Annotated in this window: 13 protein-coding genes; 7 read left to right on the top strand and 6 right to left on the bottom strand. The window is 53.9% G+C overall.

Annotation, left to right across the window (positions count from 1 at the left end):
• Positions 1-67: 67 nt before the first annotated feature.
• Positions 68-667 (top strand): hypothetical protein, encoded by a 600-nt coding sequence (locus B9P82_RS15455; RefSeq protein ID WP_101700589.1) that lies wholly within the window; start codon positions 68-70, stop codon positions 665-667.
• Positions 668-700: 33 nt separating this feature from the next.
• Here B9P82_RS15455 and B9P82_RS15450 read toward each other — a convergent pair whose 3' ends face one another.
• On the bottom strand, positions 701-1,309 hold the full coding sequence (locus B9P82_RS15450) for a class I SAM-dependent DNA methyltransferase (protein ID WP_101700588.1): 609 nt from the start codon (positions 1,307-1,309) through the stop codon (positions 701-703).
• A gap of 164 nt (positions 1,310-1,473) precedes the next feature.
• Here B9P82_RS15450 and B9P82_RS15445 point away from each other — a divergent pair, with 164 nt between their 5' ends.
• The 4 genes from B9P82_RS15445 (at position 1,474) to B9P82_RS15430 (ending at position 7,494) form a co-directional block, all read left to right on the top strand.
• Positions 1,474-2,556, top strand: a complete 1,083-nt coding sequence (locus tag B9P82_RS15445; RefSeq protein WP_101700587.1) for a LacI family DNA-binding transcriptional regulator — start codon at positions 1,474-1,476, stop codon at positions 2,554-2,556.
• Positions 2,557-2,658: 102 nt separating this feature from the next.
• Positions 2,659-5,760 carry a beta-galactosidase gene (locus tag B9P82_RS15440; RefSeq protein ID WP_101700586.1) on the top strand — a complete coding sequence of 1,034 codons (3,102 nt, stop codon included), beginning with the start codon at positions 2,659-2,661 and terminating at the stop codon, positions 5,758-5,760.
• A gap of 52 nt (positions 5,761-5,812) precedes the next feature.
• Positions 5,813-7,066 carry an MFS transporter gene (locus B9P82_RS15435; protein ID WP_101700585.1) on the top strand — a complete coding sequence of 418 codons (1,254 nt, stop codon included), beginning with the start codon at positions 5,813-5,815 and terminating at the stop codon, positions 7,064-7,066.
• 155 nt (positions 7,067-7,221) lie between these two features.
• Entirely contained in the window at positions 7,222-7,494 is a 273-nt protein-coding gene (locus tag B9P82_RS15430) for a YceK/YidQ family lipoprotein (RefSeq protein ID WP_016151950.1), read from the top strand.
• A gap of 44 nt (positions 7,495-7,538) precedes the next feature.
• Here the strand turns inward: B9P82_RS15430 and prpE are convergent, their stop codons facing one another.
• The 4 genes from prpE to prpB form a co-directional block, all read right to left on the bottom strand.
• On the bottom strand, positions 7,539-9,425 hold the full coding sequence (prpE, locus tag B9P82_RS15425) for a propionate--CoA ligase (protein WP_101700584.1): 1,887 nt from the start codon (positions 9,423-9,425) through the stop codon (positions 7,539-7,541).
• Positions 9,426-9,464: 39 nt separating this feature from the next.
• Positions 9,465-10,916 (bottom strand): bifunctional 2-methylcitrate dehydratase/aconitate hydratase, encoded by a 1,452-nt coding sequence (locus B9P82_RS15420; protein WP_101700583.1) that lies wholly within the window; start codon positions 10,914-10,916, stop codon positions 9,465-9,467.
• A gap of 38 nt (positions 10,917-10,954) precedes the next feature.
• Entirely contained in the window at positions 10,955-12,124 is a 1,170-nt protein-coding gene (gene prpC / locus B9P82_RS15415; protein WP_047497899.1) for a bifunctional 2-methylcitrate synthase/citrate synthase, read from the bottom strand.
• An 80-nt stretch (positions 12,125-12,204) separates the two neighbouring features.
• A complete protein-coding gene (gene prpB / locus B9P82_RS15410) occupies positions 12,205-13,086 on the bottom strand; it encodes a methylisocitrate lyase (RefSeq protein WP_016151946.1) in 882 nt (293 codons plus the stop codon).
• Positions 13,087-13,337: 251 nt separating this feature from the next.
• On the opposite strand from prpB, the gene prpR reads away from it, so the two are divergent.
• Positions 13,338-14,948, top strand: coding sequence for a propionate catabolism operon regulatory protein PrpR (gene prpR, locus B9P82_RS15405; RefSeq protein ID WP_101700582.1), 1,611 nt, complete (start codon positions 13,338-13,340; stop codon positions 14,946-14,948).
• Between the two features lie 32 nt (positions 14,949-14,980).
• Here prpR and yahO read toward each other — a convergent pair whose 3' ends face one another.
• Entirely contained in the window at positions 14,981-15,256 is a 276-nt protein-coding gene (yahO, locus tag B9P82_RS15400) for a DUF1471 family periplasmic protein YahO (protein WP_016151944.1), read from the bottom strand.
• A 273-nt stretch (positions 15,257-15,529) separates the two neighbouring features.
• Here yahO and B9P82_RS15395 point away from each other — a divergent pair, with 273 nt between their 5' ends.
• Positions 15,530-16,162: a LysE family transporter gene (locus tag B9P82_RS15395; protein WP_016151943.1), complete on the top strand. Its 633-nt coding sequence runs from the start codon at positions 15,530-15,532 to the stop codon at positions 16,160-16,162.
• The last annotated feature ends 79 nt before the right edge of the window (positions 16,163-16,241 follow it).

Genomic DNA, 16,241 nt, shown 5'->3' with positions numbered 1-16,241 from the left:
TTGTACTATTATCGCTTAACTTAATTGTCGTAAAGTAATAGCATTAAAAAACATGGAATAATTAGAAATGAATACCAGCATAATTAAACCTTCCGCGATCGTTCTTTTCTTCCTTATTCTGGCAATGCTCAATGGTTTTATTGCAACCCTGGGTTTATTCTTGTCGATTTATACCCTGTGTAAATTTCGTTCCGACGAATACAGCCCATATCAGTATTTTTTAGCAACCACCTCCCTTATTTTAACAATTATGCCTTTTGTTTTAATAGTTCTCACCAAAACAGATGGGAAGGATTACTCTGAGCAAATAGATCTAGCGGTATTTAACAGCTCATCCCCTGAAACCTGCCCTACCATTAACGAGCACTTTCGTGACAGGTACGACACTGTTATAAAAAGAATCCCCTCTGCTTGTGGAACCGAGCGTATCAAGGATGTTGAATATTTGTCGAAGGGACTCTACATTACTTTCTATTCAGCAATTTTTTCCCCTGTCTCAGTCGCCGCATATTTCCTCCCACAACCAGAAGTCGTCAACACATGCCAAAAATACGTAAAAGAGTATGCTGAAATATGCTCTCCAATAAAAGGTTCAGAACTGGATCAAACAATAAATAAAATCCTTGAACTGAAGTTCCGGAATGTTAAAACAGCCACTGCAGAATAATATCAGGAGAAGGGAACGCTTAACGTTTAGAATTTAGCCACGTTTTTGCGCCAGCCAGATGGTATGCCCGGCGCAGTGCGGATCTTCCATCACCATCTCTACCACCACAAAACCGTGCGCTGACAGCAATGCGCGGTATTCATCCGGCGCGAGGCTGGCGTGAAACAGCGGTTCGCCCTCAAATTGCCCCATCGCGATACCGTTTTCCGTCCCGCTGGTAAACATCAGCGCGCTGCCGGGACGGCTGAGTCGGTCAAAAATCGGGAACATCTTTTGCTGATCCTGCTGAGTTAAATGGAAAAAGCTGTCCCAGGCGATCAGACCATCGAAAGTCTCGTTAAGTCCCAGCTCGCGCATATCCTGCTCCAGCCAGCGCTGTGCGGGAAAAGTGTGCCGGGCCCGCGCCAGCATCGCCGCAGAACCATCAATTCCCGTAAGCTGAAAGCCTTGCTGAATAAAATAACCAGCAATCGGCTGACCGTTGCCGCAGCCAATATCCACAATGCTGCCCTGTCCGCCCATCACGGTGATGAACTTATCCAGCCAGCTTTTCTCGAACAGTGCGCGTGAACGCTGGCTGGCAAAGGCCTCCGCATGACGTTGGTAGATGGACAGAATGTTGTTTGCCGCAGAGTCGCTCACGATGTCCTCACTTTTTTATGCTGTTAAGCATCACGACGATAAATCCTCCAGCACACGATCCGCAACCCTGGAATGCGCCTCGCAGAACCAATGCGCAAATACCCCAAAACCGTCCCGCTGTGGCATCATAGCGCGCAGATAACGTCATGACAGGGGTGATAAACGTGAAACCGGTAACGCTATACGATGTGGCAGACCATGCAGGAGTCTCTTACCAGACCGTCTCGCGCGTCGTGAATCAGGCCAGCCACGTTTCCGCAAAAACCCGACAGAAAGTTGAGGCCGCGATGGCGGAGCTCAATTACATCCCCAACCGTGTCGCACAGCAGCTGGCGGGCAAACAGACGCCGCTGATTGGCGTCGTGACGGCGAACCTTGCCCTGCACGCCCCCTCGCAAATCGTTGCCGCCATAAAATCCCGCGCCGACCAGTCCGGGGCCAGCGTGGTGATCGCCATGGTCGAACGTAGCGGCGTTGAGGCATGTAAAGCCGCAGTCCACAACCTGCTTTCTCAACGCGTAACCGGGCTTATCATCAACTACCCGCTGGATGAAGAAGACGCCATTGCCGTGGCTGCCGCCTGCGGTACGGTGCCGGTGCTGTTTCTCGATGTCTCAGATCAGACGCCAATTAACAGCGTGATTTTCTCCCATGACGACGGCGCACGTCTCGGCGTTGAACATCTGGTGCAGCATGGGCATCAGCGTATCGCCCTGCTGAGCGGGCCACACACTTCGGTTTCGGCAAGGCTTCGCCATGCGGGGTGGCATAAATATCTGGCACACTACCAGCTGCAACCCACCGCGGAGCTGGAAGGCGACTGGAGCGCGATGTCAGGTTTTCAGCAAACGCTGCATATGCTTAATAATGGTAATCTCCCCACCGCCATGCTGGTCGCTAACGATCAAATGGCGCTGGGCGCGATGCGGGCAATCAGTGAGTTCGGTCTGCGGGTGGCGGTTGATATCTCGGTGATCGGCTACGATGACACCGAAGACAGCGCCTGCTACATCCCACCACTGACCACCATCAGGCAGGATTTTCCGTTACTGGGTGAAACCAGCGTCGACAGACTGCTGCAACTTCCCCGCGGGACCTCAAGCGTGGGCAACCAACTGCTGCCCGTAACCCTGGTTAAGCGCAATACGGTTCTGCCTCCCGATACGCAAACCCCCTCACCCCAGGTGCTGGCCGACTCACTGATCCAGCTAGCGCGGCAAGTTTCGCAGCTCACACCTAAATTGTGAACGCATAACAATTGTGTGAGTCAGTTCACTCATTGAGCGCCCCATCCTTTACAGTTGGGATCGCTTATTCGTATTTTGATTGAAATTGTGAGCGAATAACAAATTCAAACAGGATACCGTTATGACCTGAACACAGATTCACTCTCCGCTGTACTGGCCCGCCGTGACTGGGAAAATCCCGGCGTCACGCAGCTCAACCGCCTGGAGGCGCACCCGCCGTTTTGTAGCTGGCGCTCAGCGGATGATGCGCGCATCAATCAGCGATCAACTCAGTTACGCTCGCTAAATGGCAAGTGGCAGTTCGCCTGGTTTTCCGCGCCTGAGGCCGTGCCGGAAAGCTGGCTGACGAGCGATCTGCCACAGGCTGATACTATCAACGTCCCCTCTAACTGGCAGATGGACGGTTACGACGCGCCAATTTATACCAACGTCACCTACCCGATCCCGGTTAACCCCCCGTACGTTCCAGCGCAGAATCCGACAGGATGTTACTCGCTCACATTTAATATCGAAGACGCGTGGTTAGATGAAGGTCAGACGCGCATTATTTTTGACGGGGTGAATTCCGCGTTTCATTTGTGGTGCAATGGTCGCTGGGTTGGCTACGGTCAGGACAGCCGCCTGCCGTCTGAATTCGATCTTAGCGATTATCTGCTGCACGGCGAAAACCGCCTGGCTGTGATGGTGCTGCGCTGGAGCGACGGCAGTTATCTGGAAGACCAGGACATGTGGCGCATGAGCGGGATCTTTCGCGATGTATCTTTGCTGCATAAGCCCGCTACGCAAATCCGCGACCTGCGCATTAACACCCGTTTTAACGACGATTTCAGCCGCGCCACGCTGGAAACAGAAATCAGTGTGGCGGGCAACGAGTGCGAAGATTTACGCGTCACTCTGCAATTGTGGGACGGTGAAACGCTCACTCACGAAACGACTTCCCCGCTCGGCAGCGAAATTATTGATGAACGCGGCGCTTATCATGATCGGGTTACCCTGCGTCTGAACGTCGAAAACCCGGCGCTGTGGAGTGCCGAAACGCCTAATCTGTACCGCGCTGTGGTCCAGTTACGTACCGCTGACGGAGTGCTGATTGAAGCGGAAGCCTGTGATGTCGGCTTTCGTCAGGTTCGTATTGAAAACGGCCTGCTGTTACTCAACGGTAAGCCGCTGTTGATTCGCGGCACCAACCGTCATGAGCACCATCCGGTCAACGGTCAGGTGATGGACGAGGCGACGATGGTGCAGGATATTCTGCTGATGAAGCAGAATAACTTTAACGCCGTGCGCTGCTCCCATTACCCGAACCATCCATTGTGGTACACCCTGTGCGATCGCTACGGCCTGTATGTGGTCGACGAAGCCAACATTGAAACCCATGGCATGGTGCCGATGAATCGCCTCACCGACGATCCCGCGTGGCTGCCAGCCATGAGCCAGCGCGTCACGCGCATGGTGCAACGCGATCGCAACCACCCGAGCATCATCATCTGGTCACTGGGCAATGAATCCGGGCATGGCGCCAACCATGACGCGCTCTACCGCTGGATAAAATCAGAAGATCCGTCCCGCCCGGTACAGTATGAAGGCGGCGGCGCAAATACCACGGCGACCGACATTATTTGCCCGATGTACGCCCGCGTCGATCAGGATCAGCCCTTCCCCGCGGTACCCAAATGGTCGATTAAAAAGTGGCTGTCGATGCCCGGCGAGCAGCGTCCGCTGATCCTCTGCGAATACGCCCACGCCATGGGCAACAGTTTTGGCGGTTTCGCCAAATACTGGCAAGCGTTCCGTCAATTTCCGCGCCTACAGGGCGGGTTTGTCTGGGACTGGGTAGATCAGTCGCTGATTAAATATGATGAGAACGGCAAGGCATGGTCTGCCTACGGTGGTGATTTTGGCGACACGCCTAACGATCGTCAGTTTTGCATGAACGGCCTGGTGTTCGCCGATCGCACCCCGCATCCGGCATTATACGAGGCCAAACATGTGCAGCAGTTTTTCCAGTTTACGCTGCTGCCGGGACCCAAACGCCAGATTGAAGTAACCAGCGAATATCTGTTCCGCCACAGCGATAACGAGGTTCTGCACTGGTCGATTGCCCAGGATGGCAACCCGCTGGCCGCCGGAGAAATCGTGTTGGATATCGCCCCACAGAGTCGCCAGGTGATTACCCTGCCAGATGTCCCGATGCCGGAAACCGCCGGCCAGTTATGGCTAACGGTACGCGTAGAGCAACCTCAGGCCACCGCATGGTCAGACGCCGGGCACATTAGCGCCTGGCAGCAATGGAAGCTGGAAGAGAAACTCAGCCTGGCGCCACGGCCAACTGCCCGTACCGCACCACAGCTGAACGTGAGCGAAAACACCTTTACTGTTGAGATCAACGACAAGCGCTGGCAATTCGACCGTCAGTCTGGCCTGCTGACACAGTACTGGATTGGCGACGCAGCTCAGCTGTTAACCCCGCTTACTGACCAGTTCACCCGCGCGCCGCTGGACAACGACATCGGCGTGAGCGAGTCAACCCGCATCGACCCTAACGCCTGGGTCGAACGCTGGAAAGCCGCCGGTCATTATCTGGTCGAAGCAACGTTACTGCACTGTGCTGCCGACACGCTAAGCCATGCGGTACTGATCGCCACCGAACATGCGTGGCAGTATCAGGGCGAAACGCTGTTCGTCAGCCGAAAAAGCTATCGCATTGACGGCAATGGTGAGATGCAGATAACGGTGGATGTCGACGTCGCCAGCGGCACGCCACATCCGGCCCGCATCGGCCTGAGCTGCCAACTGGCGCAGATCGCTGAGCGGGTGAACTGGTTAGGTCTCGGCCCACATGAGAACTACCCGGATCGCCTGAGCGCCGCCTGTTTTGATCGTTGGGATTTGTCGCTTGATGAGATGTACACCCCGTATGTTTTCCCTGGCGAAAACGGTCTGCGCTGCAACACGCGTGAGCTACGCTACGGCGAACATCAATGGCGAGGGAACTTCCTGTTCAACATCAGCCGCTTTAGCCAGAAGCAACTGATGGAAACCAGCCACCGCCATCTGCTGCAACCGGAGGCAGGTACCTGGGTCAATATTGATGGCTTCCATATGGGCGTGGGCGGTGACGACTCCTGGAGTCCTTCCGTTTCACCAGAGTTCCTGCTGAGTGCCGGACGCTACCACTACCAGCTGGTCTGGGGTCAAAAATAATAATAATCGGGCAGGTTCCCCCCTGCCCGCATTCATCGTAAGGAAGTCCATTATGTATTATTTGAAAAACACTAACTTTTGGATGTTCGGCTTCTTCTTTTTCTTTTACTTTTTCATTATGGGTGCCTATTTCCCCTTCTTCCCTATCTGGTTACACGATGTAAACCATATCAGTAAAGGTGACACCGGGATCATTTTCGCCTGTATTTCACTATTTTCATTATTATTCCAGCCTGTTTTCGGACTGCTTTCCGATAAGCTTGGCCTGCGTAAACACCTGCTGTGGGTAATTACCGGAATGCTGGTAATGTTTGCCCCATTCTTTATTTACGTCTTTGGCCCGTTATTACAGGCTAATATTTTACTGGGTTCGATTGTCGGCGGGATTTACCTTGGCTTTATCTACAATGCCGGCGCCCCGGCGATTGAAGCCTATATTGAAAAAGCCAGCCGCCGAAGCAATTTTGAATTTGGTCGCGCGCGCATGTTTGGCTGCGTGGGCTGGGCGCTGTGCGCCTCAATTGCCGGGATTATGTTCACCATCAATAACCAGTTTGTCTTCTGGTTAGGTTCCGGCTGTGCGGTCATTCTGGCATTGCTGCTGCTCTTTTCAAAAACAGATGTCCCCTCTTCTGCAAAAGTTGCGGATGCGGTAGGCGCCAACAACTCAGCATTCAGTCTGAAGCTGGCGCTGGAGTTATTTAAACAACCGAAACTCTGGTTCCTCTCCCTGTACGTGGTCGGCGTTTCCTGTACGTATGAAGTGTTTGACCAGCAGTTCGCCAACTTCTTTACCTCGTTCTTTGCCACCGGCGAACAGGGTACCCGTGTGTTTGGCTACGTCACGACCATGGGGGAATTACTTAATGCCTCTATCATGTTCTTTGCGCCGCTGATTGTGAACCGCATTGGCGGAAAGAACGCCCTACTGCTGGCCGGTGCGATAATGTCGGTGCGGATCATCGGCTCCTCCTTCGCCACCTCTGCGCTGGAGGTCGTCATTCTCAAAACGCTGCATATGTTTGAAATACCGTTCCTGATCGTCGGTTGCTTCAAATACATCACCAGTCAGTTTGAAGTGCGCTTCTCGGCCACAATTTACCTGGTGTGCTTCTGTTTCTTCAAACAGTTAGCAATGATTTTCATGTCAGTTCTGGCCGGAAAAATGTATGAGAGTATTGGTTTCCAGGGGGCGTATCTGGTGCTGGGGATAATTGCGCTAAGCTTCACGTTGATTTCCATATTTACCCTAAGTGGACCGGGGCCGTTTTCTCTGCTGCGTCGTCGCGAAAGCGTCACGCTGTAAAAGCCTCTTTGCCGGATACACCACTCACGTGGTTTATCCGGCCTTCGATGTGCCATCCTCACACGATGAGTCCTGACCTGGTGGTTTAAGTTCCGAAGACAACACGCCGCTTTTTTATCGTTATGGTAAAACGGGGCGAGAAGCCAGGTCATAGCATGAGCAAAAAGACGGTTGCGGTAACAACGCTCTTTATCAGCGTATTACTTACAGGATGTGGCAGCATTGATGCGCGCACGGCAGGCGAGGATTCAGATACGTATTACGTGGGTATGCGCCATGATATTGATAAACTAAAAAACCCGGGCGCTTACGATTATAACTATTTCGATTTAGCGCTGTTATTTGTTGATGTGCCGTTATCGTTCGTGGCCGATACGGTTTATGCGCCATTTGATTACTATCACGGGCCGTATAAGAAAGTTGATTAGAACGTAGGCCCGGTAAGCATTGCGCCACCGGGCATCACACGACGTTACTCCTCGATCGCCTGACGGATTTGCTGCAACGATGCGGGATCGTCAATGGTCGTCAGATCGCCAGGATCGCGGCCTTCGCAGATCGCCTGAATCGTCCGTCTGAGCATTTTGCCGGAGCGTGTTTTCGGCAGTTGCGACACAAACCAGACGTGCGCCGGACGACCAAAATTACCAATTTGACTATCCACCAGCGCCATAATCGCCTTCTCTTCCGAATGGGCAATGTCGCTGTCTTCCAGACTGTCGCTCTGTTTTGGAATAACAAACGCGACCGCCACCTGCCCTTTCAGCGCATCCTTCACGCCAACTACCGCCACTTCGGCGACGTTTGGATAGCTGGAAATACTCTCCTCTATCTCGCGCGTCCCCAGCCGGTGTCCGGCCACGTTGATCACGTCATCCGTACGGCCCAGAATGAAGTAATAGCCATCGGCATCGCGAATGCCCCAGTCAAAGGTGGCGTACACCTGGCGGGAAAACAGTGACCAATAGGTATTCACAAACCGCGCGTCATCCCCCCAGATAGTCTGAATACAGCCCGGCGGCAGCGGCCCTTCAATCACCAGCATCCCCTTCTCGTTCGCCGCACAAGGTTCACCGGTCACCTCATTGAGCAACTGCACGTTATAGCCGTACATCGGCACGCCAGGGCTGCCCAGCCGCGACGGTCGGTCGTCCAGCCCGCGGGCGATAGCCATAATCGGCCAGCCGGATTCAGTCTGCCAATAGTTGTCGATAACCGGTACGCCCAGCGTTTCCGTTACCCAACTGGCGGTCGGTTCGTCCAGCGGCTCACCCGCCAGATACAGCACCTCCAGCGAGGAGAGATCGTGATTGCGGATTTGCGCGGTTGGGAATTTTTTCAGCACGCGGATGGCGGTCGGGGCCGAGAACATCCGGCTGACCTGATACTTCTCAACAATTTTCCACCATACGCCGCAGTCCGGATACGTTGGCAGCCCTTCGTAAACCACCGTCGCCATCCCCGCCAGCAGCGGGGCATACACGATATAGGAATGCCCAACCACCCAGCCGATATCCGACGCGCAGAAGAACACGCCGCCCGCTTTGCCGCCGAAAATGGTGTCCATCGAGGTCGCCAGCGCGACCGCGTAACCACCAACGTCTCGCTGGACGCCTTTCGGTTTACCGGTTGTCCCGGAGGTGTAGAGAATGCAGGACGTTTCATTCGATTCCAGCCAGACAACCGGCACCCGTGCGCCGAGATGCTGTTGGCGTAGCGCGGCAAAGTCGAGGTCACGCCCATCCACCCGCGCCATTTTCGCCAGACCGCGGTCGACCAGCACCACATGACGCGGCTGATGCTGAGCCTGATCGATCGCATCATCGAGTAGCTTTTTATAGGGCAGGATCTTGCCGCCGCGCGCCCCGGCATCCGCCGAAACGATAACCACCGGTCGGGCGTCATCGATGCGCGCCGCCACGCTGTGCGAAGCAAAACCACCGAACACCACTGAATGGATCGCCCCAATGCGTGCGCAGGCCAGCAGCGTAATGTGCGCTTCGGCGATCATCGGCATATAAACCAGTACCCGATCCCCGCGCTGTACGCCGAGCGACAACAGCATCGCTGCCACAACATTCACTTCGTCATACAGCTGACGAAAGGTAAACGTGCGTTCTTCTTCGGTTTCTGATGACACAGCAATCAGCGCCAGCGCCTCGGGCTGTTTCTCCAGCCAGCGGTCGATGGCGTTATGGCACAGATTGGTCGTCCCGCCGCAAAACCAGCGGGCAAACGGCGGATTGCTGTGGTCCAGTATCTGCGTATACGGCTGCAGCCAGTCAATACGCTGGGCCTGCTCGGCCCAGAACGACTCCGGCTGCGTAATAGAACGTTGATAAAACTCGCTATAAGACATAATGCTCTCCTGTTGAACTTACGCCTGATGAGTCGGGTTTCAGATAACAAACAAATCCATATACTCATTGACCGGCATCTGCTCCAGGCGAGTTCTGTCCAGGGAGACATCCAGAATGCGCTGCTGCTGACGGGTCGGGAACTGACGCGCCAGGTTGATTTTGAACTTCTCGACCAGCTTCGGCATCCCGTCGTTACGACGGCGCGCGTGGCCGATTGGGTACTCCACCACCACTTCTTCAAAACGTGAGCCGTCGGTGAATTCCAGGGTGATGGCATTCGCGATGGCGCGTTTTTCAGGATCGTGGTAATCGGCTGTAAAGGCCGGATCTTCAAAGCAGTTGATCTTCTCGCGCAGGGTATCAATGCGTTTGTCCTGCGCCACGCCGTCTTCATAATCTGCCGCGGTTAAGCGCCCGAACAGCAGCGGAATGGCGACCATATACTGGATGCAGTGATCGCGATCCGCCGGGTTATTCAGCGGGCCTTTTTTATCGATGATGCGGATACAGGCTTCGTGCGTACGAATGGTCACTTTTTCGATATCCGCCGCCGTTTTCCCTGCAGCCTGTAGCTGCTCGTACAACGTCATCGCCGCCTCTACCGCAGTCTGCGAGTGGAACTCGGCCGGGAAGGAGATTTTAAACAGCACGTTTTCCATCACATAAGAGCCGTACGGGCGCTGGAAGCGGAACGATTCGCCTTTGAAAGAGACGTCATAAAAGCCCCAAGTTTTCGCCGTCAGCGCAGACGGATACCCCATCTCACCGGTTTTCGCCATCAGTGCCAGACGTACCGCGCGCGAAGTTGCATCGCCAGCTGCCCAGGATTTACGCGTGCCGGTATTTGGCGCATGGCGATAGGTACGCAGCGACTGCCCGTCAACCCACGCCAGCGACACGGCGTTGAGGATTTCATCCCGGTTCAGGCCAAGCATCTCGGCGACCACCGCCGTGGAGGCCACTTTGACCAGCAGGACGTGATCGAGACCGACGCGGTTAAAAGAGTTTTCCAGCGCGATGCAGCCCTGAATTTCATGGGCTTTAATCATTCCGGTGAGCACTTTTTTCATGGTTAACGGCGCTTTCCCCGCCGCGACCGCATTGCGTGATAGCCAGTCAGCCGTGGCCAGAATGCCGCCGAGGTTATCGGAAGGATGACCCCATTCCGCGGCCAGCCAGGTGTCGTTAAAGTCCAGCCAGCGGATCATCGCGCCGATGTTAAACGCCGCCTGCACCGGATCGAGCTGGAACTGGGTGCCCGGAACGCGCACGCCGTTCGGCACCACAGTCCCTGGGACTACCGGCCCCAGCAGTTTTTTACAAGCCGGATATTCCAGCGCTTCCAGGCCGCAGCCTAAGGTATCAAGCAGGCAATAATGCGCGGTGTCATACGCTACCGTCGAAGTGATCTCGTAATTCATGACGTAATCAACGATATCAACGATTTCACGGTCAAATTCCGGGCGGACGTTCGAAATATGTGCAGACATAAAAAGGGTTCCTGTTTTTTATATTTAGAGGTTTTGCATTAGCAACGCTGATCTATCGCGACAAAGACACGATCTTCCGGGCCGGTGTAATTGGCGGAAGGACGGATAATTTTGTTGTCCTGGCGCTGTTCAATGATGTGCGCCGCCCAGCCGGTGACGCGGGCGATGACAAACAGCGGTGTGAACATTTCAGTCGGGACGCCCATCATGTTGTAGGAGACTGCCGAGAACCAGTCGAGGTTGGGGAACATCTTTTTCGTTTCCCACATCACGTCTTCCAGACGGTCGGCGATGTTGTACATTTTCAGCGAACCGCCTTCCTGAGAAAGCTGTTTCGCCACGCGCTTTATCACCTGATGACGCGGGTCGGCGATGGTGTAAACCGGATGACCAAAGCCAATCACCACTTCTTTGTTTTCAACGCGTTTACGGATATCCGCTTCCGCTTCGTCTGGCGTTTCGTAGCGCTGTTGGATCTCCAGCGATACTTCATTCGCCCCGCCGTGTTTCGGACCACGCAATGCGCCAATCGCGCCGATAATCGCGGAATACATATCGGATCCGGTCCCTGCAATCACGCGGCTGGTGAAGGTGGAGGCGTTGAATTCGTGTTCGGCGTACAGCACCAGCGAAATATGCATCGCTTTTTCCCAGCTTCGCGACGGCTTTTCGCCATGCAGCAGATGCAGGAAGTGGCCGCCAATGGAATCATCGTCAGTTTCAGGCTGAATACGCTCGCCGTTATGGCTGTAGTGATACCAGTACAGGAGAATAGAACTGAGCGATGCCAGCAGCTTGTCGGCAATATCGCGTGCACCGGAGACGGTGTGCCCTTCTTTTTCCGGCAACGTACAGCCCAGCGCGGAGACGCCGGTGCGCATCACGTCCATCGGGTGCGAGGCAGCAGGCAGCGCTTCCAGAACGGTACGCACGTTTGCGGGCAGTCCGCGCAGCGCTTTTAATTTGATTTTATAGGCGGTGAGCTCATCACGGGTGGGCAATTTCCCGTGGATCAGCAGGTGCGCGACTTCTTCAAATTCGCACTGCTGCGCCAGGTCGAGAATATCGTAGCCGCGATAGTGCAGGTCGTTACCACTTTTGCCAACGGTACACAGCGCGGTATTTCCGGCGGCAACGCCTGACAGCGCAACCGATTTTTTAGGTTTAATGACATGGGTACTATTTTGCAGGATCGTTGTGTCGCTCATGTTGTCCTCGTCATTTTTATAATATGTAGGGTACAAATTTATTGCCGGATGGCGGCTACGCCTTATCCGGCCTACGACGGTTACTTCTTGGTATACAACGCGTCGAGTTTCTCTTCGAACTGGTAGTAATTGATGCTTTCGTACAGCTCGTTGCGCGTCTGCATAATGTCGATAACGCTCTTTTGCGTTCCTTCCTGGCGCAGCACGTTGTAAACCTTTTCCGCAGCGCGGTTCATGGCGCGGAAGGCCGACAGTGGATACAGCGCCATCGCGACATTCGCGCTGCGCAGTTCATCGGTGGTGAACAGTGGCGTAGCGCCAAATTCGGTAATGTTGGCGAGGATCGGCACCTGTACCGCATCGGCAAACTGACGGTACATGGCAAGCTCGGTAATGGCTTCCGGGAACAACATATCCGCGCCTGCTTCGACGTACGCCTGGGCACGATCGATGGCGGCCTCTAACCCTTCCACCGCCAATGCATCGGTCCGCGCCATGATCACAAAGTTGGGATCGGTACGCGCATCGACGGCAGCGCGGATCCTGTCGACCATCTCTTCTTTCGAGACGATCGCCTTGTTCGGGCGATGACCGCAGCGTTTGGCGCCGATCTGATCTTCAATATGCAGCGCGGCGGCACCGGCTTTGGAAATTGACTTCACGGTCCGCGCCACGTTGAAAGCTGACGATCCAAAACCGATATCCGCATCCACCAGCAATGGCAGAGGGCAAACATCAGTAATGCGGCGAATATCGGTTAGCACATCATCAAGGGTAGAAATACCAAGATCCGGCAGACCCAGAGACCCAGCCGCGACGCCGCCGCCGGAGAGATAAATCGCCTGATATCCGGCGCGTTGGGCCAGCAGAGCGTGGTTGGCGTTGATGGTGCCAACGATTTGTAATGGGTTTTCTTTGCTGAGCGCGGCGCGAAACGCCTGCCCTGGGGAGTGTAGAGACATATCCCGTCCTTTGTTATCAACTTGTTATCATTCGTTGATTTATTTAAAGCAAGGGGTATGCCAAAGACCTTAATTTTTAATTAATTTATATATTTACCTTTAAAAACAATATATTAAATTAAATCTTTGTATCTTTGTTGCACAAAAGCGTGTCAGCTATCGTTTCATGAAACGTTCCTTCACGTTTCATTGCAACATTCATGAAACACAACTAAACCCTAATACTCGGTGCCTTACTTTTTAGGATGGTTATGGCTGATACGCATCTTCCGCCGCGGGTGAATGACGACAAACCGGTTATCTGGACCGTTTCGGTCACGCGCCTGTTCGAACTGTTTCGCGACATCAGCCTGGAGTTCGACCACCTGGCAACTATCACCCCTATTCAGCTTGGTTTTGAAAAAGCGGTGACGTATATCCGCAAGAAGTTAGCCACCGAGCGTTGTGATGCCATCATTGCCGCGGGTTCCAACGGGGCGTATCTGAAAAGCCGTTTATCGATTCCGGTGATCCTGATTAAACCCAGCGGGTTTGACGTGCTACAGGCGCTGGCCAAAGCGGGAAAGCTCACCTCGTCGATTGGTGTCATTACCTATCAGGAAACCCTCCCCGCGCTGCTCGCTTTTCAAAAAACCTTCAATTTGCAGCTTGAACAGCGCAGCTATATCACGGAAGAAGATGCCCGTGGACAAATCAACGAGCTGAAGGCCAGCGGCACGCAGGCGGTCGTCGGCGCGGGGTTGATTACCGACCTGGCTGAAGAAGCAGGCATGACCGGCATCTTTATCTATTCGGCGGCCACCGTGCGCCAGGCCTTTGTCGATGCGCTCGATATGACTCGTCTGACGCTGCGCAGAAACGATCCGTACGTTTCCGGCGATACGCTGCGCACCCGCTATGCGCTGGGGGATATGCGCGGTCACTCGGCACAGATGGAACAGGTGCGGCACACCATTATGCTTTATGCCCGTTCGCGTGCGCCGGTGCTGATTCAGGGCGAAACAGGCACGGGCAAAGAGCTGGCGGCGCAGGCAATTCATCGTGAGTTTTTCACCCGTCAGGAGAATCGGCGCGGTAAACCTTCGCCGCCGTTTGTTGCCGTCAACTGCGGGGCAATCACCGAATCATTACTGGAGGCGGAGCTGTTCGGCTATGAGGATGGTGCCTTTACTGGCTCCCGTCGGGGAGGACGCGCGGGCCTGTTTGAAATCGCCCACGGCGGAACGCTGTTTCTTGATGAGATAGGTGAAATGCCGCTGCCGTTACAAACCCGACTGCTGCGCGTGCTGGAAGAAAAAGAGGTCACCCGGGTCGGAGGACATCAGCCAATTCCAGTCGATGTACGGGTGATTAGCGCCACCCACTGTCATCTGGAGCAGGAGATAAAACAGGGAGAATTTCGCACCGATCTGTTTTATCGCCTGAGTATTTTGCGCCTCACGCTACCGCCGCTACGCGAGCGATTGCCCGATATCCTGCCGCTGGCGGAAGGCTTTTTAAAACAGTCGCTGGCGGAACTGGAGGTGCCGTTTTCTGAACCTGTGCGCAAAGGGCTGGGTCTGAGTCAACCGACGTTACTGAATTATGGCTGGCCTGGGAATATCCGTGAACTGCGTAATATGATGGAGCGCCTGGCGCTGTTTTTAAGCGTCGAGCCGCAGCCGGAGCTGAACGTACAATTCCTGCAGCAGCTGTTACCGGAACTGGCCGTTGCTGTTGACGCGCCGCAGGTATCCTCATCGCTGACGCCACAGCAGGTGCTGGCGCAATTCAATGGCGATAAAACCGCGGCTGCACGATATCTCGGGGTAAGCCGAACCACCTTCTGGCGCAGATTAAAAGAAAACCCGCCGATACAATGACCGGCGGGTATCTTGATTTTTACAGTAGCGTATTATTTTTTCTTGTAGATATTGGCTGTGCCATGGATTTTATTATCCGTTTGACCGGAGGTTAATACCACCACATCGGCCCCTTTCTCTTCTGCTTTCTTCAGCAGCTCTTCTTTAGCGTCTGAGACAGAAACTTCATTACTCGTTGAGATATCACCGATTTTTGTGTACTGCGACTCAACCTTTTCAAATTCAAGTTTTGTCATAAATTCCGCGGCATATGCGTTGGTCACGACAAAAGCTAATGCACCAATAAGTACTTTAATTCCAGTTTTCATAGACCAGCTCCAGGTTTTGTTATTACGCCATCATCGATCCCTGAACATTACATAACGCGATTCAAGGATGATTAATAACTAGTCCAGCCTGGATAAAAAATCCACATTCAGCAGGAATATATAGAGATTTTGCGGCGCAGAAAAAACCGGTCACCGGGTAGCAGCGCGTCAACCTGTTCAAAGTTTCAATAGCCAGTGTGAGTTGATCCTCAGAACAGGCAGCGCACTGAAATTATAGTGTTAACTTTATGAGAATCTGAGGAATTGTTGTCTATGGAACCTCTGCACGCCGTCGTACTCACCGTCAGCCTGTTTGTTTTAACTTTTTTTAACCCCGGCGCGAACCTGTTTGTGGTGGTGCAAACCAGCCTGGCGTCAGGGCGACGCGCGGGCGTGATAACCGGTCTGGGCGTCGCCTTAGGCGATGCGTTCTACTCCGGCCTCGGGCTCTTTGGCATGGCGACGCTTATCACTCAGTGTGAAGAGATTTTTTCGTTGATTAAGATTGTCGGCGGCGCCTATCTGCTGTGGTTCGCCTGGAACAGCATCCGGCATCAGGCTACACCGCAAATGCCAACGCTACAGCAGCCGCTTTCCGCCCCCTGGTATGTGTTTTTCCGCCGTGGGTTATTAACGGATTTATCTAATCCGCAAACCGTGCTGTTTTTTATTAGTATCTTCTCGGTCACCTTAAGCGCAGACACGCCAACGTGGGCCAGGTTGATGGCCTGGGCCGGCATTGTGTTGTCTTCCGTTATCTGGCGTATTTTTCTCAGCCAGGCGTTTTCGTTGCCCGCCGTGCGCCGTGCGTATGGCCGAATCCAACGGGTTGCCAGCCGGGTGATTGGCGCCATTATTGGTGTCTTCGCGCTCAGGCTTATTTATGAAGGTATTAGCCATCGATAAGAGAGTTTAACTTGACCATCGTGAGGTAATTGTCCGTAATACCGCCTGAATTTTTAATCGCACGTTGAGTGGCAGTAAG

The organism is Citrobacter sp. L55 (assembly GCF_002850715.1).
In the GTDB taxonomy this organism is placed as follows: Bacteria; Pseudomonadota; Gammaproteobacteria; order Enterobacterales; family Enterobacteriaceae; genus Citrobacter; species Citrobacter braakii.
The sequence above is the reverse complement of the archived record's forward strand: the minus strand, read 5'-3'. Positions and strand labels throughout refer to the sequence as shown.

Excerpts from the sequence above, each read along its gene's own strand:
- B9P82_RS15455 (WP_101700589.1), top strand. The coding sequence starts at position 68 with ATGAATACCAGCATAATTAAACCTTCCGCGATCGTTCTTTTCTTCCTT.
- B9P82_RS15435 (WP_101700585.1), top strand. The coding sequence starts at position 5,813 with ATGTATTATTTGAAAAACACTAACTTTTGGATGTTCGGCTTCTTCTTT.
- B9P82_RS15430 (WP_016151950.1), top strand. The coding sequence starts at position 7,222 with ATGAGCAAAAAGACGGTTGCGGTAACAACGCTCTTTATCAGCGTATTA.
- prpE (WP_101700584.1), bottom strand. The coding sequence starts at position 9,425 with ATGTCTTATAGCGAGTTTTATCAACGTTCTATTACGCAGCCGGAGTCG.
- B9P82_RS15420 (WP_101700583.1), bottom strand. The coding sequence starts at position 10,916 with ATGTCTGCACATATTTCGAACGTCCGCCCGGAATTTGACCGTGAAATC.
- prpC (WP_047497899.1), bottom strand. The coding sequence starts at position 12,124 with ATGAGCGACACAACGATCCTGCAAAATAGTACCCATGTCATTAAACCT.
- prpB (WP_016151946.1), bottom strand. The coding sequence starts at position 13,086 with ATGTCTCTACACTCCCCAGGGCAGGCGTTTCGCGCCGCGCTCAGCAAA.
- prpR (WP_101700582.1), top strand. The coding sequence starts at position 13,338 with ATGGCTGATACGCATCTTCCGCCGCGGGTGAATGACGACAAACCGGTT.
- yahO (WP_016151944.1), bottom strand. The coding sequence starts at position 15,256 with ATGAAAACTGGAATTAAAGTACTTATTGGTGCATTAGCTTTTGTCGTG.
- B9P82_RS15395 (WP_016151943.1), top strand. The coding sequence starts at position 15,530 with ATGGAACCTCTGCACGCCGTCGTACTCACCGTCAGCCTGTTTGTTTTA.